The sequence below is a fragment of the Halomonas sp. DP8Y7-3 genome (genome assembly GCF_019801675.1).
GTDB lineage: Bacteria > Pseudomonadota > Gammaproteobacteria > Pseudomonadales > Halomonadaceae > Halomonas > Halomonas litopenaei_A.
Genome location: NZ_JAHVIO010000009.1, coordinates 184,469 through 209,070 on the forward strand (window position 1 = coordinate 184,469; position 24,602 = coordinate 209,070).

At 64.8% G+C, this 24,602-nt stretch carries 20 protein-coding genes; 8 read left to right on the plus strand and 12 right to left on the minus strand.

From position 1 onward, the window contains the following. Positions 1 to 35: 35 nt before the first annotated feature. The 4 genes from KUV86_RS10585 to KUV86_RS10600 all read right to left on the minus strand — a co-directional run bounded on the left by KUV86_RS10585 (position 36) and on the right by KUV86_RS10600 (position 6,992). Positions 36 to 3,086 (minus strand): NfrA family protein, encoded by a 3,051-nt coding sequence (locus KUV86_RS10585; protein WP_222484729.1) that lies wholly within the window; start codon positions 3,084 to 3,086, stop codon positions 36 to 38. 68 nt (positions 3,087 to 3,154) lie between these two features. Continuing rightward, entirely contained in the window at positions 3,155 to 5,353 is a 2,199-nt protein-coding gene (locus KUV86_RS10590; RefSeq protein ID WP_222484730.1) for a glycosyl transferase family protein, read from the minus strand. Then, positions 5,346 to 6,503 (minus strand): non-hydrolyzing UDP-N-acetylglucosamine 2-epimerase, encoded by a 1,158-nt coding sequence (gene wecB / locus KUV86_RS10595; RefSeq protein ID WP_206941486.1) that lies wholly within the window; start codon positions 6,501 to 6,503, stop codon positions 5,346 to 5,348. Before wecB ends, KUV86_RS10590 begins: the two co-directional genes overlap by 8 nt. Positions 6,504 to 6,710: 207 nt before the next feature. Further along, positions 6,711 to 6,992 (minus strand): hypothetical protein, encoded by a 282-nt coding sequence (locus tag KUV86_RS10600; RefSeq protein WP_222162649.1) that lies wholly within the window; start codon positions 6,990 to 6,992, stop codon positions 6,711 to 6,713. A gap of 95 nt (positions 6,993 to 7,087) precedes the next feature. Here KUV86_RS10600 and KUV86_RS10605 point away from each other — a divergent pair, with 95 nt between their 5' ends. Further along, positions 7,088 to 8,023, plus strand: a complete 936-nt coding sequence (locus KUV86_RS10605) for a DUF808 domain-containing protein (protein ID WP_222237695.1) — start codon at positions 7,088 to 7,090, stop codon at positions 8,021 to 8,023. 120 nt (positions 8,024 to 8,143) lie between these two features. Here KUV86_RS10605 and KUV86_RS10610 read toward each other — a convergent pair whose 3' ends face one another. Next, positions 8,144 to 9,502 carry a PepSY-associated TM helix domain-containing protein gene (locus KUV86_RS10610; protein WP_222484731.1) on the minus strand — a complete coding sequence of 453 codons (1,359 nt, stop codon included), beginning with the start codon at positions 9,500 to 9,502 and terminating at the stop codon, positions 8,144 to 8,146. 68 nt (positions 9,503 to 9,570) lie between these two features. Beyond that, positions 9,571 to 9,999, minus strand: a complete 429-nt coding sequence (locus KUV86_RS10615; protein WP_222162652.1) for a DUF2946 domain-containing protein — start codon at positions 9,997 to 9,999, stop codon at positions 9,571 to 9,573. A gap of 180 nt (positions 10,000 to 10,179) precedes the next feature. On the opposite strand from KUV86_RS10615, the gene zapE reads away from it, so the two are divergent. Then, positions 10,180 to 11,388 (plus strand): cell division protein ZapE, encoded by a 1,209-nt coding sequence (gene zapE, locus KUV86_RS10620; RefSeq protein ID WP_222484732.1) that lies wholly within the window; start codon positions 10,180 to 10,182, stop codon positions 11,386 to 11,388. Positions 11,389 to 11,500: 112 nt separating this feature from the next. Then, a complete protein-coding gene (locus tag KUV86_RS10625) occupies positions 11,501 to 11,971 on the plus strand; it encodes a GNAT family N-acetyltransferase (RefSeq protein WP_222484333.1) in 471 nt (156 codons plus the stop codon). 194 nt (positions 11,972 to 12,165) lie between these two features. Here KUV86_RS10625 and KUV86_RS10630 read toward each other — a convergent pair whose 3' ends face one another. Next, on the minus strand, positions 12,166 to 13,197 hold the full coding sequence (locus KUV86_RS10630; protein WP_222484733.1) for a LacI family DNA-binding transcriptional regulator: 1,032 nt from the start codon (positions 13,195 to 13,197) through the stop codon (positions 12,166 to 12,168). Positions 13,198 to 13,519: 322 nt separating this feature from the next. On the opposite strand from KUV86_RS10630, the gene ltnD reads away from it, so the two are divergent. The 5 genes from ltnD (at position 13,520) to denD (ending at position 18,396) form a co-directional block, all read left to right on the plus strand. After that, positions 13,520 to 14,467 carry an L-threonate dehydrogenase gene (gene ltnD / locus KUV86_RS10635; protein WP_222484734.1) on the plus strand — a complete coding sequence of 316 codons (948 nt, stop codon included), beginning with the start codon at positions 13,520 to 13,522 and terminating at the stop codon, positions 14,465 to 14,467. 91 nt (positions 14,468 to 14,558) lie between these two features. After that, the gene (otnK, locus tag KUV86_RS10640) at positions 14,559 to 15,851 is read left to right on the plus strand and encodes a 3-oxo-tetronate kinase (protein WP_222484735.1); all 1,293 of its coding nucleotides are present in this window, start codon (positions 14,559 to 14,561) and stop codon (positions 15,849 to 15,851) included. Continuing rightward, on the plus strand, positions 15,848 to 16,495 hold the full coding sequence (gene otnC / locus KUV86_RS10645) for a 3-oxo-tetronate 4-phosphate decarboxylase (protein WP_222484736.1): 648 nt from the start codon (positions 15,848 to 15,850) through the stop codon (positions 16,493 to 16,495). Before otnK ends, otnC begins: the two co-directional genes overlap by 4 nt. 111 nt (positions 16,496 to 16,606) lie before the next feature. Further along, positions 16,607 to 17,422 (plus strand): 2-oxo-tetronate isomerase, encoded by an 816-nt coding sequence (otnI, locus tag KUV86_RS10650; protein ID WP_222162668.1) that lies wholly within the window; start codon positions 16,607 to 16,609, stop codon positions 17,420 to 17,422. Next, positions 17,422 to 18,396 (plus strand): D-erythronate dehydrogenase, encoded by a 975-nt coding sequence (denD, locus tag KUV86_RS10655; protein ID WP_206941467.1) that lies wholly within the window; start codon positions 17,422 to 17,424, stop codon positions 18,394 to 18,396. The genes otnI and denD overlap by 1 nt, the downstream gene beginning before the upstream one ends. 20 nt (positions 18,397 to 18,416) lie before the next feature. Here denD and KUV86_RS10660 read toward each other — a convergent pair whose 3' ends face one another. The 5 genes from KUV86_RS10660 to KUV86_RS10680 all read right to left on the minus strand — a co-directional run bounded on the left by KUV86_RS10660 (position 18,417) and on the right by KUV86_RS10680 (position 24,534). Further along, on the minus strand, positions 18,417 to 18,998 hold the full coding sequence (locus KUV86_RS10660) for an NTP transferase domain-containing protein (RefSeq protein WP_206941465.1): 582 nt from the start codon (positions 18,996 to 18,998) through the stop codon (positions 18,417 to 18,419). Between the two features lie 39 nt (positions 18,999 to 19,037). Beyond that, positions 19,038 to 20,036 (minus strand): XdhC family protein, encoded by a 999-nt coding sequence (locus tag KUV86_RS10665; RefSeq protein WP_206941463.1) that lies wholly within the window; start codon positions 20,034 to 20,036, stop codon positions 19,038 to 19,040. A 62-nt stretch (positions 20,037 to 20,098) separates the two neighbouring features. Then, positions 20,099 to 22,480: a xanthine dehydrogenase family protein molybdopterin-binding subunit gene (locus KUV86_RS10670; RefSeq protein WP_222484741.1), complete on the minus strand. Its 2,382-nt coding sequence runs from the start codon at positions 22,478 to 22,480 to the stop codon at positions 20,099 to 20,101. Beyond that, entirely contained in the window at positions 22,467 to 22,997 is a 531-nt protein-coding gene (locus KUV86_RS10675; RefSeq protein WP_222162673.1) for a (2Fe-2S)-binding protein, read from the minus strand. Before KUV86_RS10675 ends, KUV86_RS10670 begins: the two co-directional genes overlap by 14 nt. A gap of 316 nt (positions 22,998 to 23,313) precedes the next feature. Next, positions 23,314 to 24,534: a mandelate racemase/muconate lactonizing enzyme family protein gene (locus KUV86_RS10680; RefSeq protein WP_222484744.1), complete on the minus strand. Its 1,221-nt coding sequence runs from the start codon at positions 24,532 to 24,534 to the stop codon at positions 23,314 to 23,316. Positions 24,535 to 24,602 lie beyond the last annotated feature (68 nt).

Sequence of the window (24,602 nt, forward strand, 5' to 3'; positions counted from 1 at the left end):
GCAGGTACTCCCATGATCAAGGGCGAGGCCTCGTGTTACAGGCTCCATTCCAGGTGAATCATCCAGCCGTCCCGGCCATCGTAGAGGTTGCCGCCCAGGGACTGCTGATACTCCGTCGAGACGCTGAGTTTCCGGCGAAAGGCGTTGTAGTGATCCTCGTCGTACCACAGCTCCCAGCGCAGGCCCGCTGCGACCCGCACATCCTCGTCCCAGCCATCGGTGTCATGGCTGGTGGCCTGGAGGCTGGCGTAGGGCATCAGGGTCTGAGCACTGTCGGTCGGCAGCTTGAGGGTGTAGCCCTGGCGGTAACGACTGAACAGTTGCACGTCGCCGCGCTGGGTCCACCAGGCGCCGTCCAGATAGAGCGAGCGTTCGTGCCAACGATCCTCGGTAGGCCGCCATTCATTGCTGTAGCCACCCTGGTCGAGAAAGGAGCCGCTGGCGCGCAGCAGCAGGTCGATGTCCGTATGCTGGTCATCGTTTTTCTGGGACTCGGCAAACACCTCGGCGTAGAGATTGATGTTGTGACGGGCTAGCGGCTTGGCCCGCAGGCCCATGCCCAGAGAGCGGCCTCGCCCATAGTCATCCCGGTCATCGCCGCCGAAGATAGTGCGCACGTAGCCCGCCAGCTGGCGCCCCTGACTGAGCGGATCGTGGCCAAGGGCATGATCCCACTGCAGGATCTGGGTGTTGATATCGTGGCCGCTGGCGCTGTCATCCTCGCTATCGCTGCGGATACCGGGTGTCGGGCTCGCCGGAGACCAGCTTGAGGACAGGGTGATGCGGTCGCGCCGGGTCAGGCTCTCGTGCTGGCGTCGCTGGCGATAGCGGCGTTCAGCCATGCGCTCGGCGCTGTCGTCTCCCACCCGAAGGTCCAGGGGCTGCAGATCGATGGCCTGCTCAAGACGGGTTAGCGCGCGAGCGTTGTCGCCGACGGCAGCGTACAGATCCCCCAGGGTGCTCGCGCTGACGACATCCTCGGGATAGGCGTGGCGTGCACGTTCCAGCAGAGGTATCGCCTGTTGGCGCGATATCTGGGTGTCGCTGGATGCCAATGTCAGCCCCAGTTCCCGTGCAAGTCTCGGTGAATCCGACGCTGCGGCCTGGGCCTGCTCAAGCCAGCGGCGGGCGAGGACACCGTCGCCGGCCTGTTGGGCGAGCTGGCTGGCACCCTCGAAAGTGGCTGAATCCGCGGGCGCTGCCTGGCTGGTGGCATCTGTGGCCAGCGCCAGTGCTGTCGATGGCTCGCCGTTGGCCAGGGCGATGCGCGCCCCGAGCAGGCTATGCTCGGCGCTGGCGCTGCTGGCATTCCACCAGCGCCAGGCCTCCTCGGTGTCACCGCTGGCCAGCGCGCTGCGAGCGCCGGCAAGGCGATCTTGCTGTTCCAGCAGGTTGACCTCGACCGCCTGCCATTCGCGCCAGGCGGCGGAGGGGTCGCCAGCGGCAAACAGGGCATAGGCAAGCCGCTTGCGCGCCTGGCTGACGTCGCCGATGGGGGCCTGCTGCTCCAGGCGCTGCGCCAGCGCGCGCTGAAAATAGCGGGCGGCCTGGCCAGGTCTATCTCGCGAGCAGATGCCCAGCGGCCCCCAGGGAGGGGGCTGTGAGTCGGCGAACTCTCTGACCAGCGCGCAACGATCCTGGCGCGCAAGCTGTTCGAGCAGCCCCTCCCGCACCATGCTGCCAAGACGTGGCTGCTGGATCAGGATGGCCAGGGTGCCGTCGGGTACCTTGGCGGTGTCTTCGCGGTACAGGAAGGCCAGGCGATCGAGGGCTTGGGGTGAAAGCCGGTCAGGGGCGGTGAGCAGGGCCTGCTGAAGGATCTGCCTGGCCGCCAGGGGGTGATCCGAGGACAGGTACAGGTAGCTTGCCTGGTCCAGCGAGCGGGTTTCGCCGCTCAGCAGATAGTGGCGTTCCCACAGCTCGGCGGCGGCGAGTGGGCGCGACAAGCGCTGGGTCAGTTCGGCGCGCTCGCGAAGGGTGGCAGCGGTCTGGGGTTGTCGCTGCAGTAGCGCCAGTGCCTTGGTCAGATGGCCGTCGGCACGATAGCGATCCAGTAACACCGCGTCCTGCCGCGCCTGCCACTGCCGGGGGAGTGTTATGGTCTCCAGCAGGGCGATGGCATCTAGCCGATCGGCCAGTACCAGCCAGCTTTCGGGATTGTCGGCGGGATCGCACTCGGCGAAGGTCGCCAGGGCGTCGGGGTCGCCTTGATGGGAAAGCCAGTCGACCAGCGTCAGACAATCCATGTCGTGACGAGGTGCCAGCTCCCTGACCTTGGCGGTGTCGCCCAGTGCCAAGGACGTTTGCAGCAGCTTGTCCTCGTCGCTGGGCAGTAGCTGGCCGCTGTCCTCGAGGGTCTTGAGCCAGCGTTGGGCTGGCTCCGGATAGCCCAGGGCAATGGCACGATCCGCTCCCGCCTTGAGCACGAAGCGCCGAATATCACCATCGGGCAGGGCTGCCACCATGGCGTTGACGCCCTTCTCGTTGTCGGACTGGACCATGGCAATCGCCAGGCGTCGCCAGTCGTCTTCTTCCAGCACGTTTTCCAGCGCGTGGGGCACCAGGGCATCGATCACCTGATCCCAGTCCTGGACCCGCTCTGCCAGGGTGGCGCGATAGCGGTCCAGCGCCAGGCCGTCGTCCTTGGCCTGAACGGAGCGCAGCCAGGCAAGCGCCTCCGGGGCCCCGCGGGTGGCGCGCAGGTAGTCCCCCCGGGTACGCCATAGCTCGCTGCGTGCCGCCCCAGAAGTCTCGGCCAGCCACTGGTCGACCTGGTCGGCGCTGGCATGGCCGTCGGCGATCCAGTCGCGGCGCAGCGCATTGATCTGCACCGCGGCCAGGTTTGCGTCCAGCGCCCCCAGCGCCGCCACGGCGCCGTCCAGGTTGCCTTGTTTTTCCAGCGCCTGAGACAGCAGGCGATATGCCTCGATATTGCCAGGCACCTGTCCGATCAGATGCTCCATCAGTCGCTGTACTTCGGCCCAGTCCCTGGCTTCTGCGGCGCGGTAGGCCCGGTCGAGGTAGGGGTAGCTGCGAAACTCGTCAAACTCGCTGAGTGCCTGGGCCTGGTGGCAGACGATCAACACTATGCCAAGCCACCAAGGGCGCCTCAGACATCGGCTCAGTCGGTTGCTTGACCGCTTTATCTGGGGCTTCACGCGGGGGCCTCCACGACGGCCGCCATGGCAGCGCGACGATGCTGCTGCTGCAGGGCCAGCGCGCGTGCCAGGGTGGTGTCATCGATCATCTTGCGAGCGATCAGGAAGTCGCCGAGGCGGCTCTGCTCAGGGTCGAAGTCGATCATGGCCTGGCCGAACAGTGTCGGCGCAATCAGCTCGTGTTCCAGCAGCAGCTCGCCGAGCATGGGCTGGTGGCAACAGAAGGCATCCAGCCGCGCGTTACCGTCGGGAGTCGCCTCGTCCCATTGCTGGAGACTGGCCTGGGTGTCCTCATCGAGACCTCCCAGGTACCAGTGGCGCAGGCCCAGCGAGACTCTTCCCACCGCGGCCAGACGCTGGACTACCGGGCGCTGCAGTCGTCGGCTGATGGCGCCAAGGGCGACCGGGCTCAATATCGTTTCGGTGGCCAGGATCAGCTGCTGGTCCTGCTCGCCGATGGCCAGCACGGCGTAGCGGATGGCGACATGGGAAGGCAGCACCTCGACCAGTGCAGCGGGTACCTTGAGCGGATGCAACGCGGTCGTTTCCAGGCCGCGATAGCGGGCCTGGACCTCGGCCAGGGCCATTCCCGGCAGCTGTCCGCGGATGACCAGTTCACGCGCCAGTCGGCGTGGTCCGACCTCCTCCAGGGTAGCCGCCAGCGTAGCGTCAGCGATCAGCTCCGCTTCCAGCAAAAGCGTCTGCAGCGACACCTGCTGGGCGCCATCGATATGGGGAAAGTCGTGGGTGGTCTTGTCCCAGGCAAAGGTGCGGTGACGTGCGCGGGTGAAGAACAGCTTCCAGGCCCGAACGTTGGCCAGGAAGTTGACCACGTTGCTCCACAGCATGCGGGGAAAGGACAGCAGGCCTTGGCGCCAGCCGTAGTAGATCTTGACGAAGTAGAACCGCTGGAAGGCACGGTTGGCCAGCAACACACCGTTGATGGACAGCAGTACCTCCAGCAGGGAGCCGCCGACGATGGACTGAAAGCGCCATGCGTCCTCCACCAGGGCGGCGTAGAGCCATAGACCGAACATGATCAGCAGCAACAGCGTCGCCACCAACGCCAGCGGGTAGGCGATCAGGCCGCGACGGTCGCGCCAGAGGAAGTAGTTGAGGCGCCAGTTGGAACGGCTCCAGCCCAGATGCTGATAGCCCTGGAAGACGATGCCGGTGATCCAGCGGGACTTCTGGCGAACCACCGCCGACAGGGCGGTGGGAAAGTGCTCGCGCACACAGATCACCTTGCTTTCTCGCAGCGACTGCCCCGGCGCATGCTCGCGCCGGGGTGACAGGTCGTCGCGCTCGATGCTGTAGCGAACGAAGATGCAGGAAAGGCCGCTCTCGTGCAGGCGAAAGCCGATGTCGTAGTCTTCGGTCAGGCTCCAGATGTCGAAGGTGATGCCATCGTTGAGCTGTCTCAAGCGTGCCAAGGCGCGGCGACTGAAGCAGGTGCCGACGCCAGCGCTGGGGACCTGACCGCACATGGCCTCCCTGATCAGTACATCCTTGCCGTGATACTCGGAGAATTCGTCGATGTAGTGGCCCCCGGACAGCTGATACCAGCGGGGCCTGAACGGGTAGACCGGCACCTGGATCAAGTCCTTGGCCGGCAGCAGATAGTTGAACAGCCTGAGTTCCATCGGCGAGATCACATCCTCGGCATCGTGCAGGATGCAGCCGGCAAACTCGATACCGGCCGCCTGCTCGAAGCGTGCGATGGCCTCGATCACGTTGTTGAGACAATCTGCCTTGCTGGTGGGGCCCGGGCGCACCGTGACCACCTTGTGGACGTTCGAGAAGGTCTGGCAGACCACGTCGACTTCGGCCTGGGTGTCCGGATCGTTGGGATAGGTGCCGACGAAGATCTGGTAGTTTTCGTAGTCCATCGTGCTGGCCATCAGCTGAGCCATCTGGCCGACCACGCCGACTTCCTGCCAGGCGGGGACCATCACCGCCAGCGGCTTCTCGCTGGCCTGATACAGCCGCTCCTCATCGGCGTAGGGCACGTTGCGATAGATGGACCAGTAGCGCCAGCTGCGCCGCGTCCAGTAGACGATGTCGAGAAACAGGTCATCGATCCCCAGCGCCAGCATCATCAGGCACAGGGTGATGGCAACGTATTTCAGCGCGAACAGGGCGTGCAGCGAGGCGTCGAGCAACCACAGCGTCAGGTCGGGCGGTAGTTCAGCCATGCCTGGCCTCGACATCTGCCCGACGCGACAGCAGCCAGGATTCCATGTCGCGGACGATCTTGTCGGCGGCGTCGCCTTGTCCATAGGGATTGGGGATCTGGGCGATCCGCTGGCGCTCCTCAGGAGTGTCGAGCAGGCGCGAGGCAACGGCCACAATGGCGTCGCTGGCACTGCCGGTCAGCATGACGGTCCCGGCATCAAGGGCGTCGATGCGCTCGGTATGTTCGCGCATGACCAGTACCGGTACTCCCAGGGCGGGAGCTTCCTCCTGAAGTCCGCCAGAGTCGGTCAGGATCAGGGTGGCGCCCCCCATCAACCAGACGAAGTCGCGATAGTCCTGGGGGGGAGTCAGGTGCACGTTGGGGAGATTGGCCAATTCACGCTCGGCCACGTCCTTGATGGCGGGGTTCAGGTGCACCGGATAGACGAAGTCGGTATCGGGATAGCGGCCGGCCAGCTCAGCGATGGCCTGGCAGATGGTGCGAATGCCTTCACCATGATTTTCTCGGCGATGCCCGGTAATCAGCACCCGCCGGGCGCCGGGGCGTAGTCGTGCCAAGGGACTGTCCGGCCACGGCCGATAGCCGTGGGCATCGAGGCTGTCTTTCATCCACATCAGGGCATCGATCACGGTATTGCCGGTGACCAGAATGCTGCCTGGCGCCACCTGTTCGCGCAGCAGGTTGTCCCTGGCGGACGGGGTTGGCGCGTAATGGCGGCGGGCGATACGCGCCACCATGCTGCGATAGGCCTCTTCTGGCCAGGGTGAGTCGATGTTGCCGGTGCGCAGCCCGGCCTCGACGTGAGCCACCGGCACTTTGCGCTGAAAGGCAGCCAGACTGGCCGCGAAGCAGGTGGCGGTGTCGCCATGCACCATCACCAGATCGGGCATCACCTCGGCCATGACGCTGTCCAGCCGTCCCAGCAAGGCCTGCATCAGGCCATTGAGCGTCTGAGAGGGGGTCATGACCGCCAGGTTGCTGTCTGGCACAAGGTCAAACAGCGACAGTGCCTGGTCGAGCATTTCGTCGTGCTGACCGCTGGCGCAAAGATGCAGGGAGAGGATGGCGGAAGAGTGGATCGCCAGGGCGACCGGGGCCATCTTGATGGCCTCGGGGCGAGTACCGACAACGAGCATGACTACGGGCATGGGGCTGTCCAGCCGGTGATACCCACCATGAGGGGGTACCCACAATGAAGGGTCCGGGCGTGAGAGCTGGCTCACGTCAACGAACGTTCATTTTTTCCCGTGCAAGGCGGCGGGTCCCTACCTCATGTGGGCAGGATGGGTGGGGTCATTCGAGGTGGTTCAAGGTTTGGTGATGGCTGGCGCCGGCAGGTTAGGGGACGCGGCGACTCAAGGCTCGATGCGAGGAAGCGGCTGTGCTTCGGCAAGAAAGTCGAGCACCTTGCGCTCGCTCATCTCGCAGGGTTTCAGGCGCCACTCCGATCCGGTCAGGTAGGCGTTCAAGCTGACCATGTCAGTACCGCCGAGTTGCTGAGCCAGCAGCTTGAGCGAGCGCCCCGCGTTGTAGATCTTGAGCGTCACGCCATAGCGCTGGCCGCGAAACAGTGCGTCGCTGTAGCCCACGGGCAGGCGCCCTAGCAGCGTGGCGAGATCGGCAGTGGTTGCTGACATGGCACAGGGCTCCCAGGCGATTGCTGCAGCGCAAGAGAAGATCAACGGTTATGCTGAGGCTATTCACCATACCCCACGCCAAGGAGGGAGCCCCAGTGGCAGGAAGCAGTCTGTTAACCCTGATCGATGATATCGCCACCCTGCTCGACGACGTCTCGGTGATGACCAAGGTGGCGGCCAAGAAGACCGCCGGAGTGCTGGGGGATGATCTCGCCCTTAACGCTCAGCAGGTGACCGGTGTCGCCGCCAAGCGCGAGTTGCCGGTGGTCTGGGCGGTCGCCAAGGGCTCGTTGCTCAACAAGTGTTTTCTGATACCGGGGGCGCTGTTGATCAGCGCCTTTGTCCCTTGGCTGGTGACGGTGTTGCTGATGCTGGGTGGCGCCTTTCTGTGCTTTGAAGGCGCAGAGAAGCTGGCGCACAAGTTTCTTCACAAGAAGGATGACCAGCATGAGCACGACGCTCGCCTTGCCGCCCTGGCCGACAATGATGTGGACATGCAGGCGTTCGAGCGAGACAAGATAAAAGGAGCGATTCGCACGGACTTCATCTTGTCGGCGGAGATCATCGTGATCGCCCTGGGGACGGTGACGGCGGCTCCTCTCACTCAGCAGATAGCCGTGCTGATCGCCATCGGGCTGCTGATTACCGTAGGGGTCTATGGCCTGGTGGCAGGTCTGGTCAAGCTCGATGACCTGGGCCTGCACCTCACCAAGAGTGACAGTGGTCTGGCTCAGACGCTCGGCAAGGGACTATTGCGCGGTGCTCCCCTGCTGATGAAGGGGCTATCGATCTTCGGAACCCTGGCCATGTTCCTGGTCGGTGGCGGTATTCTGGCTCACGGTGTACCGATGGTGGGCCACTGGATCGAGGGCCTGGCCGAGACCGACGTTGCCCTGCCGGGAGTCGATGCGATTCTCCACGGGCTGGTACCCATGCTGGGCAATGGGCTGTTCGGGCTGGCGGTGGGCGCCGTGCTGGTCGCCGTGTGGACGGGGTTGCAGCGATTGCGCGGCAAGCAGCAGACCCACTGAGGAAACACGGCATCAATGCCTGCGCCGAATGACGCTGGGCTGACGTATCCAGCGCTTGCCTGAGTGGTGACATGGTAAACCATGAAAAAGGGCGACCCGCGGGTCGCCCTTGTGCTTGCTTCAGGCGTTGGCGCGTTGTCGGGCGAAGCGCAGTGAGCGCACGGCGTCTACGGCGAGAAACAGCACCAGACTCGCTCCCATGACGGGCAGCGCCAGACCGAGCAGCACGCCGGTGACGATCACCAGGGCCATGGCGGGCAGGGGCAGCGCCAGCAGCGCCGGCCACAAGGTCTGGCCGTTGCTGGCCGAGGGACGCCGCCACCACATGGCGTATCCCCAGGCCACCATGGTCATGATGCCGATGCCCAGGGCCGCCAGCAGCAGCTGGTTCGGCAGCCCGAAAAGGATGCCCATATGGCCATCAATGCCCCAGCGGGTCAGCTTGGCGGCGAGCGGGTAGTCACTGAAGCTGACCTGATCCAGCACCGTGAAGCGTGACGGATGCACCGCCACCTCATCGACCTGTGAAGGCCAGCTGCGATCAATCTCCCGCACCTTCCAGGCCTGATTCGGGCCCGGCACCAGCAGTTCGATCTTGCCGGCGTCCAGCCCTGCCTCTCTGGCGGTGGCTTCGACGATGTCGAAGTCTGCCAAGCGCTCGGCAGCGCCGGCCTGTGCCATGCCATGATCCGCGTGGGCGTCGGCTTGGTGTAACGCGTGCCCGTCCAAGGACTGTGACACCCTTGGGGTGCCCCAACCGGCCGCCTTGAGGACCGTGAAGAAGTTGTCACCGGCGTGCTTCGACCAGGTCATGCCGGTCGCCGACAGTGCCAGCAGGCCGATCAGCAGAAACAGGCCCAGCACGCTATGGCGACGACGGGTGCGCAAGCGACGGGCGGTCGCGGACTGTTTGCCTGGATCCACCTTGGGCGATGGGGTCAGCGCCCAGATGGCGAGGCCAGCGAGGGCGGCCAGCCACATCCAAGAGGCGGCCAGTTCGCTGTACAGGCGGCCGGGATCTCCCTGCATCAGGCTACGGTGGATCTGATCGATGATCCGGCGCAGGGGCAGGACACCGCTGGTGCCGTAGACCGTCATGTCGCCACGCACCTCGAGACTATGCGGGTCGATAAAGATAGCGCGGTGTTCACTGGCACCGAGCAGCGGGTCGGCAAACATCACCCGCGTCGTGGTACCCGGCTCCGGTGCGGGGCGAACCGCACTGGGAGTCGTATCGACCCCCAGATAGTCCTGAGCCGCGGCAACCTGGCGGGACAGCAGGGTAGATGTGCCAGAGGACGATGAGGTGGTCAGTGCTTCCTTGTAGAGCACCTGCTCCAGGGCCGGAGTGAGCGCATAAAGCGTGCCCGTCAGCGCCGCAAAGAAGATGAAGGGGCCGACCAGCAGGCCGATATAGAAGTGCAGCCGAATGACCAGCGTCTTGAGCGCCGGTCCAGCATGGGTGGTTCGCGTTGTCATGGTCGTTCTCGTGAAATCCGGTGGAGGCCGTGACAGGCAGCCATGGCCAGGAGAGGGCGATGCCTCGTTCAGCGGACGGAACGACCGGGAGGGGCGCGTGGTGTCGGTAGTGTGTATCGCTGCAGCAGCGGCAGGAATACCCTGACCGTTGACGGGCCAGGTGGGGCGCGGGGGGCGGCGCCGGCGAGTGCCGTCACCGCTATCATCGACAGCGCTGGCACCTGAGCGAACAGCACGCAATAACCGCAAGCGGCGAGATGGTGATGGCCCGCATCCAGTGATGTGCTCTCGGTCTGGACCGCGGTTTCGTCCGACGTCAGTGCGCCACCATGGGCATGGTGGTGATGGTGCAAAGAGGCCGCGGGAGGCTCCAGCAGTCGCTGCAGCTGACTGGCCAAGGGGCCGACGAACAGCATCAGCATGGCGGCCACGGCCAACAGGCAGATCCGACGCTGGAAGCGTGGCGATAATCGGAGCCTGTGAGGTGTGGATGACATGGTCGCTAGCCTGAAGATCGACGCGGGAACAGTGACGCGCCACTATAGTCCAGCTGGGCTCTCATTCCCATCGGCAACCCTCGCCCTTTGGGAGTAGCGGTACGCGGCAGGAATCGAGATAGCCAATACCCGGCTGAAGCCACCACGTGGCGCCAGGTCCACGGCAAGGGAGGACAGGACATGGAGAGGGTCGCACCCTCCTGCCAGAAGGCGCTGGCGGGGGCCTCGTCTGATGCAGAAGGCGTATCGCCACTGGCTGAAGACTACGCGAGATGGGTCGATACCGGTCAGATCGTTGCCGATGCCGCTCAGACTCGGGCGATCGCCTCCCTCGATCAACTGCTCAAGGCGTTGCGGGACGAACAACCTGCACGGGGCTGCTATCTGTGGGGGCCGGTGGGCCGCGGCAAGACCTGGCTGATGGATCAGTTTGTCGGGCGCTGTCCGGTGCCCGCCAGACGCTGGCATTTTCATCACTTCATGCGCTGGGTGCACCAGCGCCAGTTTCAACTGAGGGGCCAGCCAGACCCGTTGACACTGCTGGCCGATGAACTGGCGGCACAGGTGCGGGTGCTGTGCCTCGATGAGGTATACGTCGACGACATTGCGGATGCGATTCTATTGGGAGGCGTGATCGAGCGCCTGTTGGCGCGGCGACTGGTGATGGTGGCAACGTCCAATCAGCCGCCGTCGGGACTCTACCCCGGCGGTTTCAATCGGGAGCGACTGCTGCCAGCCATCGCGACCATGGAGACGCATCTCGAGGTGATGGAGCTCGATGGTGGCCAGGACCATCGCCACCACCCTGGGGCGCCCCATCAACGCTATTTTGTGCGTCAGCCGGGAGAAAGCAGCGTGTTGCCGCAGCAGTTTGTGGCACTTTCCGGCGAGCACGCACGTTCCTGCTCGCTGGAGCTGCGCGGACGAGCGCTGTGCCTTCGTGGGGCCGCCCAGCGGGTGTTGTATGGGGATTTCGCACAGCTGTGTGAGGCGCCATTATCGGCACTGGACTTTATCGAACTATGCGACCGCTTCGATGTACTGCTGCTGGGCGCCGTGCCCTGTCTGGCTACCGAGCAAGAGCCTGAGCAAGCGCCATCCGCGGGTTCCCCGTCTACCCGGCCGCGTGCCCTGGCTCGCGGCACCGAAGATGCCAGCGAGCAGGTATCGGCAGGGGAGCGTGAGCTGCCACCCTTGAGCATCAAGGACGACAGCGTGCGGCGCTTCATTGCGCTGGTGGACGAGTGCTATGACCGACGTGTGCCGCTGGTCATCGAGGCAGCCGTGCCGATGCCATCACTGTACTCCCACGGTTACCTGTCCTTTGCGTTTCAGCGTACGCTAAGCCGGCTTGGGGAAATGCAGCTTGAGCGCTTTGCTCATCAATAATGGGCGAGGCGCCGGGGCTGAGTGAATCCCCAGGGCGGCACGTATCATGTTTTTCGTCACAGGACCCGGCGCCCACGGTGGGCCAGGGGCATGACACACAGGGAGTGAGCAGGTGAGCGATTACGTCATCGAGCGGCTGCGGGCCGACTCGCCACATCTCGATCAGGTCGCTGGCTGGACCTTCGGCGCTTGGGGGCACCAGCATCAGGACGCCACTCTGCAGAGCTGGCGCGAAGCTACCGCCGAGCTGTGCGGCCCCGACGGGGTCCCCTCGGTATTCGTGGCGATGGCGGGCGGCCAGCCACTGGGCACCGCCAGCCTGTCGCCGGATGACATGAGTATTCGGCGGGAACTGGGCCCCTGGCTCGCATCGGTGTTCGTGCCGCCAGAGCAGCGTGGTCAGGGCATCGCCTCGGCCCTGGTTCGACGCGTCGAGCAGGAAGCCCGTGAGCACGGCATCGCACGGCTGCACCTCTACACACCCGACCAGCAGTCGCTGTATCGGCGGGGCGGATGGGAAGCCGTCGAGGATGTCGACTACCTGGGGGAGCGTGTGACCATCATGCGCCGCGACCTGGGCTAGACGGTCTGTCGGGTCCGGCTTCGCCGAAGCGGGAGCGTAGCGCCTTCTCGGCGATCTGGACCAGGCCTTCGGCGCGCCAGGCACTGCGACCGATGAACAGCCTGCCGATCTCCTCCCGTGCGTCATACGGTGAGCTCGGGGGGCCAACTAGCGAGTCGGCTCAGTGTTTCATGTGTTTTTTATCACCCATTTGTTTATGTGCTTTCGCCTCTTTGCAGCGTAAAGCCGACGTCGATGCAGGCCTCTGGCTGGCGACCCTCCAGGCGATCGATGATCTGATGGGCGGCCAGGCGTCCGATGGCTTCGCGGGGGGAGACAATGGTCGTCAGGCGGGGAATCAGCGCGCGTGCGAAGGGCAGTCCGGTAAAACCTGCGATAGCGATGTCGTCGGGCACGCGCAAGCCCTGGCGCTGTGCTTCGAGCAAGGCACCGGATGCCATCACGTCATCGATGAAGTGGATGGCCTCGACCTGCGGATATTGCCGGCGTATGTCGTCCAGCGCTGCACCGCCGAGGTCGTAGTGACTGTCCTGCTGCCATTCCATCAGGGGGGCATCCAGGCCTTCGCTGACCAGGCGTGAGCGATGGCCTTCGTAGCGCTGGGCGGCGCGATAGTTATGCGCGAGTCGAGTGCCGGCAAACACGATGTGGCGGTAGCCCTGGGCCAGCAAGTGGTCGGCCATGGTGGCGCCGGCCCGTTGATGGTCCATGCCCACGTTCATGTCCACTGCCTGGCCCAGTTCCATGATCTCCACCAACGGGCGGGGGAAGCGCTTGAGCAGCTCACTCAGGCCCTCCCGGTGACGCAGGCCCGTGGTCACCAGGGCGGTGGGGGACCAGCCGAGGAAGGTGCGGATCAGCTCCTCTTCGCGCTCCATGCTGTAGTCGGTATTGCCCAGCAGCATCTGATATCCGTGCTGGTCGAAGACGGCCTGAAGTCCCTGGATGACTTCGACGAACACCACGTTGGACAGCGACGGCACGATGACAGGAATAAATCGTGAGCTGGCCGAGGCCAGGGTGCCGGCGACCATGTTGGGGACGTAGCCGACCTTGGCGATAGCCGCTTCCACTTTCTCGCGGGTGGCCTCGCGCACGCTGTCGGGACGATGGATGGCGCGGGAGACGGTGATGGCCGATACCCCCGCTTCCCGCGCGACGTCGTCCAGGGTGGGGTTATCAAGTCCCTTGCGCCGTCGCCGGTCGCCGCCTTGTGGCTCACTCATCATGCTCTCCCTGTTGGGCGCTGCTTATGGCTATGCCCGCCTTATGGCCACCTATGTCTATTTTATGCCGAACCGGTCGTCTTGAGGACCTTGAGTGCTGTTCCTCACGCCGAGAGGGTCGGGCTTGGCTGTGCGGTTCGGGAAGGTCGGCCTGCCCCTGAAGGCCGTTGAGGATGGCGGTTAAGACGCCGCTCCTTGGATTAGACCATGGTCGATGTGATGCGTCTGACACTTGTGCTTGAGAGGGCTCTCGACTACAAATGTTAGCGCTAACATTCAAATCTCAACGTCATTCGCCACGACAACTTCTCGGGAGTGCAACATGAGCGACGCGTCTTCAGGATTGCCTGTGTGCGGTGTGGTTGGACTCGGTGCCATGGGGATGGGCATCGCCAGAAGCCTCAAGCGCGCAGGTCTCGAGGTCGTCGGCTGTGATGTGTCTGCCGCGTCGCGCAAGACCTTCGAGGACGAAGGGGGCCAATGTGTGGCGGAAGCCTCCGCGCTGGCCGCGCGTTGCGACGTGATACTGCTGGTCGTGGTCAATGCAGACCAGGTGATGTCGGTGCTGTTTGGCGATGGCAAAGACAAAGACGACGGGCTGGCGACCCAGCTAGCCGCGGGAAGTCTGGTGATCCAGTGCGCGACGGTAGCGCCCAGCGTGGCCGAGACACTGGGTCAGCGGCTGGATCAGGCGGGGCTTTTGATGCTGGATGCGCCGATCAGCGGTGGTGCGGCCAAGGCGGCCACGGGGGAGCTGTCGGTGATGGCATCCGGGACGCCCCAGGCCTTCGCCAAGGCCGCACCGGTACTCGATGCGATGGCCGCTACCGTGCATCACCTGGGTGATGTTCCCGGCCCGGGCTCAAGCGTGAAGCTGGTCAACCAGCACCTGGCCGGCGTACATATCGCCGCCGCCGCCGAGGCCATGGCGTTGGGGCTCAGGATGGGCATCGACGGCCGCGCGCTTTACCGGGTGATCACGCAGTCGGCGGGCAATTCCTGGATGTTCGAAAATCGCGTGCCCCACATCCTCGACGGGGATTACCGGCCGCTGTCGGCGGTCGACATCTTCGTCAAGGACCTGAACATCGTGCATGACACCGGACGTGAGCTGCGTCTGGCGATGCCTGTGGCCTCCAGCGCGCTGCAGCAGTTTACCGCTGCCAGCGGCATGGGACTGGGGCGCGAGGACGATTCAGCGGTGGTCAAGGTCTATGCTGCAACGGGGGGCGTGGCGCTGCCTGCCGCCAATGACGAGTCGGTGCAGTGACGGTCGGTACCGTCCCTGTGAGCAGCGCGCTTGTTCCCGCTGTCTCTGCCCCTCGCGTTTGTCACTTTGATGGTGTTAAAGAGGATCTCGCATGAGCCTGGTACTCGGCGCTATTGCCGACGATTTCACGGGAGCCACCGATCTGGCCAATAACCTGGTGCGCTCGGGCATGCGCACCGTCCAGATACTGGGGGACCCCACCGGCAAGCCCCTGCCCGAGGGCGTCGACGCCGTTGTCGTGGCGCTCAAGTCACGCAGCTGTGCACTCGATGAGGCCCTCAAGGACAGCCTGGCGGCACTGGACTGGCTGCGCGGGCAGGGCGTGCGGCAAGTCTTCTTCAAGTACTGCTCGACCTTCGATTCCACCGCCGAGGGCAATATCGGGCCTGTCGCCGATGCCCTGCTGGAGCGTCTTGGCGGGCGGCAGACGGTGATGGTGCCGGCCTTTCCCACCACGGGGCGCACCGTCTACCAAGGACATCTGTTCGTCGGAGATCGCCTGCTCAACGACAGCGGGATGCAGGATCATCCGCTCAATCCCATGACCGATGCCGACCTGGTCAGGGTGCTGGGGGCCCAGACCTCGCATCCGGTAGGGCTCGTTTCCCACGCGGTCATTCGCGCTGGCGCCGAGGCATGCCGCCGTCGCCTGAGTGAGCTCGATGCCAGCGGAGTGCGCCACGTCATCTGCGATACGCTGGATGACGATGATCTGGACGTGCTGGCCGCAGCGACCGTCGAGCTGCCCCTGGTGACCGGCGGGTCCGGCCTTGGTCAGGCGTTGCCGGCAGAGTATCGGCGCAAGGGCTGGTTGGCACCGGTTGAGGATGCGGCGCGACTGGCGCCGGCCCAGGGGCGTTCACTGGTGCTGTCGGGTAGCTGTTCGCGGGCAACCCTCGCTCAGGTTGAGCACTTTCTCGAGCATCGCCCAGGATTTGCCCTGGACCCACTGTCCCTGGCGCAGGGTGACCAGCCCATCGCCGAGGCGCTCGACTTTGTGCGCCGACAGCATGCGGAGTCCCCCGACGAGCCCGTGCTGGTCTACGCCTCCGCGGCGCCTGAGCGCGTCAAGGCGGCTCAGCAGCAGCTAGGGGTGGCCCGGGCCGGTGAACTGGTCGAGCGGGCCCTGGCCTCACTGGCGACCACCCTGGTGGCGGAAGGCGTTGGCCGTCTGCTGGTCGCGGGGGGCGAGACCTCCGGCGCGGTGGTGTCGGCGCTGTCGCTGGATCGGCTGCGGATTGGCCCACAGATCGATGCTGGGGTGCCCTGGACCCAGGCCAGTGTGGCAGCAGGAACGCTGTCGCTGGCGCTGAAGTCGGGCAACTTTGGGGGTATCGATATCTTTACCCGCGGCTTTGCCGTGCTCGAGGAGGCGACCCGATGAGCATTCGCGACGTCAACCGCCTGCGTGAACAGATCGCCACCTACGGCAAGTCACTGTTCGACCGCGGACTGACCATGGGCTCCAGTGGCAACATCAGCGTGCGCCTGGACGATGGGGGCTGGCTGATGACGCCAACCAACGCCTGTCTTGGACGCCTGGACCCAGCGACCATTTCGACGCTGTCGGCAAGCGGCGAGTGGCTCGGCGGCGACAAGCCGACCAAGGAAAGCTTTCTGCACATGGCGATGTACGCCGAGCGGCCCCAGTCCGAGGCCATCGTGCACCTGCACTCGACCCATTCGGTGGCGGTATCCTGCCTGCCGGACGTCGATCACTGCGACTGCATTCCACCGCTGACCGCCTACTATGTGATGCGTGTCGGTCGCTTGCCGCTGGTGCCCTACCATGTACCGGGAGATCCGGCGCTGGGAGATGCTGTCAGGGGACTGGCGGGCAAGCATAGCGCGGTACTGCTGGCCAACCACGGGCCGGTGGTGGCCGGCAAGTCCTTGGAGGCGGCGGTGTACGCCACCGAAGAGCTCGAGGAGACCGCCAAGCTATTCTTGCTGTTGCGCGGGCAGAATCCCCGAGGCCTGACCCCGGAGCAGGTCGCCGAGCTGGAGGCGCGCTTCCCGCGGGACTGAGTCTGCCGCCCCGGTGCCCGTTATGGGACGCCAGCTCAGATGTGAGGTGCCAGTTGCAGGGTGCCGGGGCGATGACAGCGATAACGACAACGACAGCAGCAGGAGCGCCCGATGATTCGCTTGGCCGCCAATCTCAGCATGATGTTTACGGAGCACGACTTTCTCGACCGTTTTGCCGCCGCCGCCAAGGCCGGCTTTCGCGGTGTCGAGTATCTGTTTCCCTATGACTTCCCAGCAAGCGAGCTGCGCGCTCGACTGGATGACCAGGGACTCACCCAGGTGCTGTTCAATCTGCCCCCAGGCGACTGGGAGGCCGGCGAGCGCGGCTTGGCTGGCCTACCGGGTCGGGAGCAGGCGTTTCGCGACGGACTGGAACGTGCTCTCGAATATGCGCAGGCGCTGGACTGCCCGCGGGTGCACGCCATGGCCGGGCTGTTGCCCGACAACGCCGACCCCGCCACCCGCGATGCCTACCTGAAGACCTACGTCGATAACCTGAGCCACGCCGCTGAGCGCTGTGGCCAGGACGGGCGCACGCTGCTGATCGAACCCATCAATGGGCGCGACATGCCGGGCTACCTGTTGCAGCACCAGGCGTTGGCGCGGGAGGTGATTCGACGCGTAGGATCGCCGCACCTGCGCCTGCAGTTCGACCTCTATCACTGCCAGATCATGCAGGGTGATCTGATGCGTACCCTGGAGCAGCAGTTCGCTCAGGTGGGGCATGTGCAGATTGCCGGGGTGCCGGAACGTCACGAACCTGACCAGGGTGAGTTGAATATCGGCGCGTTGCTCGAGCACCTCGACGCCCAAGGGTACGACGGCTGGGTCGGCTGCGAATACCGCCCCAGAGAGGGCACTGTCGCAGGACTAGGCTGGGCGCGCCCCTATGGGATCATCGCTGGACACGCTGAGGAGACGCCCTGATGCATATTCTGATCACTGGTGCGGCAGGTTTTCTTGGCCAGCGCCTGACCCAGGCGCTGCTGGCGGCCGGGCAGTGTCGTGGCGAGCCACTGACCCGCTTGACCCTGGTCGACCAGAGCACGCCGCCCCACCCGACCGCGCAAGGGGCAGTGGCGATCACCACGACCGCCAGAGACCTGACCGAGGACGGTGCCTGGGATGCCTTGCTGGAAGGCCGGCCACAGGTGATCTATCACCTGGCGGCGGTTGTCAGCTCCGCTGCCGAGGCGGACCTTGCCCTCGGTCAAGCGGTCAACTTTGATGCCACCCGTCGCCTGCTCGAAGGCTGCCATCAGCGCGGGATGAGCGATACCCGGGTGATCATGGCAAGCTCCGTGGCGGTGTATGGAGGCGAGCTGCCCGACGTGCTCGATGACATGACCGCGCTACGGCCGCAAAGCTCCTATGGATCCCAGAAGGCGATGTGCGAGCTGTTGATCCAGGATTACAGCCGCCGAGGCCTGGTCGATGGCTTGGTCCTGCGTCTGCCGACGATCGTGATTCGCCCGGGGCGGCCCAACGCGGCGGCGTCGAGCTTCGCGTCGAGTATCCTGCGTGAACCTCTCAATGGTGAAGACGCCGTGTGTCCCGTGTCCCCAGAGCTCGAGCTCTTCGTGATGTCGCCGGGCAAGGTAGTGGAGGCGTTGATGCATGGGGCGGCGGTGGCTGCTGACTCCCTGGGGGATTTCCGCGCCTTTATGCTGCCGGGTATCACCGTCAGCGTGGCCGAGATGCTGGACGCCCTCGAACGCAAGGGCGGCGCCGAAGCGCGGGCTCGGGTGAGCTTTCGCCCGGACGAGCGGGTGAATGCCATCGTCTCCAGCTGGCCGGGTCGCTTCCGCACGGCCAAGGCAGATGCCCTTGGCTTTGTAGGCGATAGCGACTTTGACGCCATTGTCGATGCCTTTATGGCGGAACACACCAGGGCGCGCTAGCGCGGATCAGGTCGAAGGCGCTAGCGAGGGTCCTGCGGACGGTCCAGGTCACGCACCACGCCCGGGTCGTCCACCGCAATGTCCACCCGCGCCTGTGGGTGGCGTGCGAGTACGGATCTGGCCCCCTCCTGGCCATGCAGGCTTCCCATCTCGCCCCAGAAGTCGCGGCCAATGATGACTGGATGTCCCGGCTGGCCCTGATACGTCGGCCTGACCAGGCGATCCCGCCGGGATTGCGCCGCCAGACGATGGCAGCTGGCCGGTGTCACCCAGGCCATGTCGGCGAGCCACACCGCCGCCGCCTCGGCCGTTGATGCATGGTGTTCCAGCCAGTTGAACGCCTGGGCCAGGCTATCCCCTAGGCTGCAGCTGGTCTGTGTCAGGGTCAGCACCTCGAGTCCGGAGGACGCGGGGACGGACAAGCCAGCCAGGGTGTCATGTGGACCGATCACCAGCAGTCGTCTGGCCGACAGGGCGGCGCTGGCGGACAGGCTTGCGGCCAGCAGTGTGCGGCTGTCGCTCAGGCGGGCAAGGCGCTTGTCGGCGCTGCCAAACCGGCGCGAACTGCCGGCAGCTGCCATCACGCACCACAGGGTTGTCATCGTCTGAGGCTCCTCCGGTTTATCGGTTGTGACATCGGTTTAAAGCCCATCACGTGGTTTGCCACGACGTACCCTGATCACGTCTGCCATCACCGCCAGCGCAATTTCTGCAGGGGTCTTGCTGCCCAGGTGCAGACCGATCGGCATATGGATCCGCGCGATGTCGGCCTCGCTGAGACCACCGCTGCGGGCGAGCCTCGCTGCGCGTGCGCTGGAGGTCTGCCTCGATCCCATCACGCCGATATAGAACGCCTGGGAGTGCACGGCTTCCATCATCGCCAGGTCATCAATGCGCGGGTCGTGGGTCAGCGCTACGACGGCGGTCGCCGCGTGGCATCCGCCTTCGGCGATGAAGCGCGAGGGAAGCCGGGCGATGGTGTCGATTCGTGCTGCGGATTCGCCCAGAGCCTCGACAAGCTCTTCCAGCTTGCCCTCCCGCGGGTCGCAGACGATGACCTCGAAGCCCAGACCCAGGGCGAACTGGGCGCAGAACACCGCAACCGGTGAGACGCCTGCCAGCACCAGGCGGGCGCTGGGGCCTACTCGCAGTAAGGCTTGCTGCTCGATCTCCTGCAGCTGCACGCGGTCGCCGATGCCATCGTCATCGAGCAGTTGCCGCTCTGCCGTCGACCACGAGACCCGTCGTCGCAGCGGACCCTTGCCCTCCAGTGCTGCTGCCAGTGCAGTGAAGTGGGTCACGGCTGCCTCGTCAGGCGCAAAGCGCTCGATCAACACCTCCAGCACGCCTCCACAGGGTAATGTCGGTGCGGGATAGTCGACGTCGTCTCCTGCGCCGTAGCGCACGCGGGTCACTGGCTGCTGGAACTCACCACGACTCAGGCGTTCAAGAAAGTCGTCTTCGACACAGCCGCCAGATAGCGAGCCGACATGCTCGCCGTCCTGGGTGGCAATCAGCCAGGCACCGGGCTCACGAGGGGAAGAGCCATAGGTGGACAGCACCGTGGCCAGCCACAGTTCGCGTCCGTCGTGCAGCCACTCAAGGGCACGACGCACCACCGTCAGATCCAGATGTTGCATGGGTTGCGTGTCCTGTTCGGGGGGAGCCCTCCGTTGTTGGCCGGAGGGCACCCTTGCGGCTGTCAGCTCGTCATCTTGTCATCGGCGCGGTTGCCGAGCCGTGTCTTGAGGGTTTGTGCCCGCATCGGAAGATCGCGTAAACGCACACCGCAGGCATGCGCGACAGCATTGCCGATGGCGGGCGCCACCACGCAGGTGCCGGGCTCACCGAGCCCGACCGGCGTGTGGTCGTTGATCATGAACTCAAGATCCAGCTCTGGCACCTGATGCATACGCAGCGGGGTGTAGCTGTTGAGATTGAGATCGCTGGGCTGCCCCTCTGCATACTCGGTGCCTTCGTGCAGCGCCATGGACAGGCCCCACAGTAGTGACCCTTCCAGCTGGGCCATGGCGCCATCCGGGTGGGCCAGGGTGCCGGCGTCGACGACCGAGGTCAGCTTTTCGACCGTGACGTCGCCGCTGCTCCGATCCACCTTGACGCGGGCGACACAGGCCACCCAGGTTGGCATATGGCGTTCCTGACCGAAGCTGAGTGCCACGCCGAGCCCTGTGTCCTCCGGTAAGCTATCGCGTTCGCTCCAGCCCGACTTCTCCAGCGCGCGCTGCAACACCGCTTTCAGGCGTTCGGCGCCACCCACGCTGTTCGGCGCTTCCCCGGCGTTGCGCCCTTCCGCCTGGAGCAGTGCCAGGCGGAAGCGGGCCGGGTCGAGCCCTGCCGCCTGGGCCAGTTCATCCATATGGCTCTCGACTGCCCAGGTGGTCCAGCCCGGCCCCACCGAACGCAGGTAGCCAGGGACAAAGGCCTCGTGGGCCTTGTGATTCTGCTGAGCCCACACCCGCTGGGCAGCGACCTGGTACCAGTGGTCCGCTCCGCTGATGGCGAAGGAATCTAGCTTGCCGCCACCATCGACGAACTCGCCCAGAAAGCCGGGCGCGATCGCCGCGGTGGGCCATCCCGCCGCAGCAGCATGCTCACTGGCCAGGATCTCACCGCTTGCCGTGACGGCTGAGCGCAGGCGCTGCACCGACGGCGAGCGAACGCAATCGAGACGGCTATCATCGGGGCGGGTAAACACCATCTTGACCGGTTTGCCCAGAGCCTTGGCGGCAAGCGCCGCCGGAACAGCATAGTCGCCATAGAGGCGTCGCCCGAAACCACCGCCGAGGTAATACTGATGGAAGGTCACCTGGCTGTCGTCGACCTCCAGCGCCTTGGCCACCAGCGGCACTGAGGCGGACTGCTGCTGGTTGCCGCAATGGATGTGCCAATGCCCGTCGCGCTCGACCACCGTGGCATTCACTGGCTCCAGCTGGAAATGCAGAACGCTTGCGGTGGTGTAGGTGGCATCGACCAGGGTCGCGCTGTCGGCGTCGGCACGCTCAAAGGCGGATGCCAGGTCGCCGCTGTCCACAAACAGAGCACCATTGTCACGGTTCGGCGCTTCGGTCAGACGGCGTCCTTCCTGCTGTATGTCCGCTTCACTGATGGCGGCAGCGGGACCGACGTCCCACTCGACCTTGAGCGCATCGGTCGCACGCATGGCCGCCGAAAAGCTGTCGGCAATTACCGCAAGCCAGCCCTGGCATAGGCCTGAGGGATCCTCCAGGCGCAGCGTCTGCTGATAGCCCGGGATCGTTGCTGCAGCACTGTCATCGATCGAGACGGCCTGGCAACCAAAACGGGCAGGTGGCAGCACCGGGCGCGCGTAGACCATGCCATCGATCTTGGCATCGATCCCGAAGAGGGCGGCTCCGGTGGTCTTGTCGGGGATGTCCTGGGCGTTACCGGGGCTGCCCAGTACGCGTCGCTCACTGGCGGGTTTCAGGGCAATCGCTTCCAGCTCTTCGGCGCTGTAGCTACGCGACAGGGTGCCGCTGGCAACGATCTCACCGTAGCTGATCCGCTGATTGTCGCAGATGACCTGACCATTGCGGGCGTGGCAGCGTGTGGGGTCCACATCCAGCAGACGAGCGCCGGCGTCGATCAGCGCTTCGCGGCCAGCGGCACCCGCGCGGGAGAGTGGCAGAAAACTGTGATTCACCGACCAGCTGCCACCGGTGATCATGTATCCCCACTTGGGATCGCTGTCGACGTACTCGATACGCATGGTCGCCGGGTCGACTTCAAGCTCCTCGGCGACCAGACGTGCCAGGCTGGTTCCCACGTGCTGGCCCATCTCGGCCTTGGTGCAGTGCAGTGTGACCTGGCCGTTGCTATCGATGGCGTACCACAAGGTTGGCTCGTACTGGCCTTCCTTGAGGGCGGTATCGGTTGCGTCCTGGGCCAGGGCAATGCCGGGAAGGCCAAACGCCAGCACCGCTGTCGAGCTAAGGGTGCCGATCAAAAAGCCCCGACGGCTGATGCCTGAGGCACTGATGGATGAACGCTGCTGCGGGTCACGGCCGTGGACATCGCCAACCTGTGGATCGTTAGGCCTTGGCATGCTGGTTGCCCTCCACGCTATCGCTGGCTTCACCCGTGGGGGGCTCCCAGCGCTGTACACCGGCCTGCGCCATGTTCGCTGCACGCTTGACCGCTCGGTGAATACGCACATAGGCCATGCAACGACACAGGTTGCCACTCATGCCCTGAGTTATCTCGTCGTCGCTGGGGGAGGGCTTGCGTGCGAGCAGGTCGGCTGCCTGCATGATCTGGCCTGACTGGCAGTAGCCGCATTGGGGCACCTGCTCTTCCCGCCAGGCCTGCTGCAGCGGATGGTTGCCGTCGGCATCCAGGCCTTCAATGGTAGTGATCTCGGCACCTTCCGCGGCGGCCAGCGGCAGCACGCAGCTGCGCGTGGCAGAGCCGTTGAAGTGGATCGTACAGGCGCCACACTGGGCAATGCCGCAGCCGAACTTGGTGCCGGTCAGGCCAAGGGTATCGCGCAGCACCCACAGCAGTGGGGTCTGTGGATCCACCTCGACACTTACCGCCTCGCCGTTAAGGGTGAAGCTGGTCATGGGTAGGGGTTCCTCGCAGTCTCGTTGCTGGTCTGTCGAGCGGTCTTGGATACGTTGTTGTTATAGGCGCCGTCGTGTACCGCGTTTTACCTTGGTCAGGGCGTGACCGCCTGTCCTGGCGCGTTCAGCAGCACATGAAAGACATTTTAAAAGCGTTGCGGCGATACTATAGACCAGTCGACTAGAGGGCAACGTTGAAAATGCGAGAGTGTGCTTTAGCAGAATGAGGCGTGCTGGACAGGCCGTTGAAATGGTTGGCCGACTGGTAACGTGACATGGAGGGCGCTCGAGTGTCCGGCGAGTCTGAAATGTCGCGTCAGCCTTGGCTGGTGGTACAGCTGACAGCGTTATCCGCGCCTTCGGTATCTACCTTCAACTTCACCCCCAGTCCCGCTTCGCCGCTGACGCGGATCATGCCGTTTTCGATGGGGGGGAGCCCGTCGATGCAGTCGCCGTACCAGCCATAGTAGAAGGCGCGGGTGAACTCCTGTTCGGCCACGTTGGGCAGGGCCATGGCCAGGTGGGTGGAAACGGCCAGGGTGATCGGGCCTGAACAGTCATGGAAGGCGATCGGTCGCGCTTCTGCCTCCGCCAGGGCGGCGGCCTTGCGGGCAAAGGTGATGCCTCCGCCCCAGGTGACATCGATGATCGGCGTGTGGATATGGCCGCGCTGCAGCAGGTCACGTATCTGGCCGAGCCCGCCCAGCGTTTCTCCTCCTGCCAGCGGTATTCCGATGTCGGCCAGTTCGCTTAACGGATCGAAGCGATCCATCCACAGCGGGTCTTCAACCCAGTCGGGATCGATAGGCGCCAGCGCACGGCAAATCCGACCAGCGGCGTTCACGCTCCAGAGTCCATGCAGCTCGGCCTTGAGACGCATGCGATCGCCATGGACTCGGCGGATTTCCTCGAACGGCCACAGGGCCCGGTTGAGATCCTGGGGCGAGATGGTCATGCCATCGTGGGCGCCTTCGGCGAAATCGAAGGGCCAGATCTTCATCGCCGAAATGCCCATGTCGAGCAGCTCCGAGGCGAGCTCAGCCGGGCGTTCGAGAAATCCCTGTAGATCCTCGTAACGAGGTCGGGCCTGGACGGATGCCGCTGCGGCCCCGCTGCCCAGACCGAAATTTCCCGGCCGTACGTCGGCAGACTGGGACACGTAGTCGGGACCCGCACAGGTGTTGTAGAGCGGCACCCGGTCACGGCTCTTGCCCCCCAGAAGGTCGTGCAGTGGCAAGCCCGCCCGCTGTCCCGCCAGGTCCCACAGTGCCACGTCGACCGCAGACAGCGCGCGGGTTTCGGCGCTGGTGCCGGTGAAGCCCACGTAGGGCTGCATCTTGCGGTGCAGGGCTTCGATGCGACGGGCATCCTCGCCGAGAAGCAATGGCGCCAGGCGGCCATGAATGTCGGCTTCGATGGCGTCGCAGCCAAACCAGCTTTCTCCCAGGCCGATCAGCCCCTCCTCGGTGTGCAGCCGCACCCAGATCAGCGAGGGCCGAGCCTTCGGACGCAAGGTATCAATGCGCTGGATCTTCATGGAGGCTCCTGGCGATTGTCAGTGGTGTGGAAAGCGGGCGTCGAAAGCGCTGGCCGCGCTGGTGGCCC

Bases quoted from the DNA above. Each gene is read 5' to 3' on its own strand.
- KUV86_RS10600 (WP_222162649.1), bottom strand. From the start codon at position 6,992: ATGTCAGCAACCACTGCCGATCTCGCCACGCTGCTAGGGCGCCTGCCC.
- KUV86_RS10665 (WP_206941463.1), bottom strand. From the start codon at position 20,036: ATGCAACATCTGGATCTGACGGTGGTGCGTCGTGCCCTTGAGTGGCTG.
- wecB (WP_206941486.1), bottom strand. From the start codon at position 6,503: ATGCCCGTAGTCATGCTCGTTGTCGGTACTCGCCCCGAGGCCATCAAG.
- KUV86_RS10670 (WP_222484741.1), bottom strand. From the start codon at position 22,480: ATGCCAAGGCCTAACGATCCACAGGTTGGCGATGTCCACGGCCGTGAC.
- KUV86_RS10660 (WP_206941465.1), bottom strand. From the start codon at position 18,998: ATGACAACCCTGTGGTGCGTGATGGCAGCTGCCGGCAGTTCGCGCCGG.
- KUV86_RS10590 (WP_222484730.1), bottom strand. From the start codon at position 5,353: ATGGCTGAACTACCGCCCGACCTGACGCTGTGGTTGCTCGACGCCTCG.
- KUV86_RS10630 (WP_222484733.1), bottom strand. From the start codon at position 13,197: ATGAGTGAGCCACAAGGCGGCGACCGGCGACGGCGCAAGGGACTTGAT.
- KUV86_RS10615 (WP_222162652.1), bottom strand. From the start codon at position 9,999: ATGTCATCCACACCTCACAGGCTCCGATTATCGCCACGCTTCCAGCGT.
- denD (WP_206941467.1), top strand. From the start codon at position 17,422: ATGCATATTCTGATCACTGGTGCGGCAGGTTTTCTTGGCCAGCGCCTG.
- otnK (WP_222484735.1), top strand. From the start codon at position 14,559: ATGAGCCTGGTACTCGGCGCTATTGCCGACGATTTCACGGGAGCCACC.
- KUV86_RS10610 (WP_222484731.1), bottom strand. From the start codon at position 9,502: ATGACAACGCGAACCACCCATGCTGGACCGGCGCTCAAGACGCTGGTC.
- otnI (WP_222162668.1), top strand. From the start codon at position 16,607: ATGATTCGCTTGGCCGCCAATCTCAGCATGATGTTTACGGAGCACGAC.
- zapE (WP_222484732.1), top strand. From the start codon at position 10,180: ATGGAGAGGGTCGCACCCTCCTGCCAGAAGGCGCTGGCGGGGGCCTCG.
- otnC (WP_222484736.1), top strand. From the start codon at position 15,848: ATGAGCATTCGCGACGTCAACCGCCTGCGTGAACAGATCGCCACCTAC.
- ltnD (WP_222484734.1), top strand. From the start codon at position 13,520: ATGAGCGACGCGTCTTCAGGATTGCCTGTGTGCGGTGTGGTTGGACTC.
- KUV86_RS10680 (WP_222484744.1), bottom strand. From the start codon at position 24,534: ATGAAGATCCAGCGCATTGATACCTTGCGTCCGAAGGCTCGGCCCTCG.
- KUV86_RS10675 (WP_222162673.1), bottom strand. From the start codon at position 22,997: ATGACCAGCTTCACCCTTAACGGCGAGGCGGTAAGTGTCGAGGTGGAT.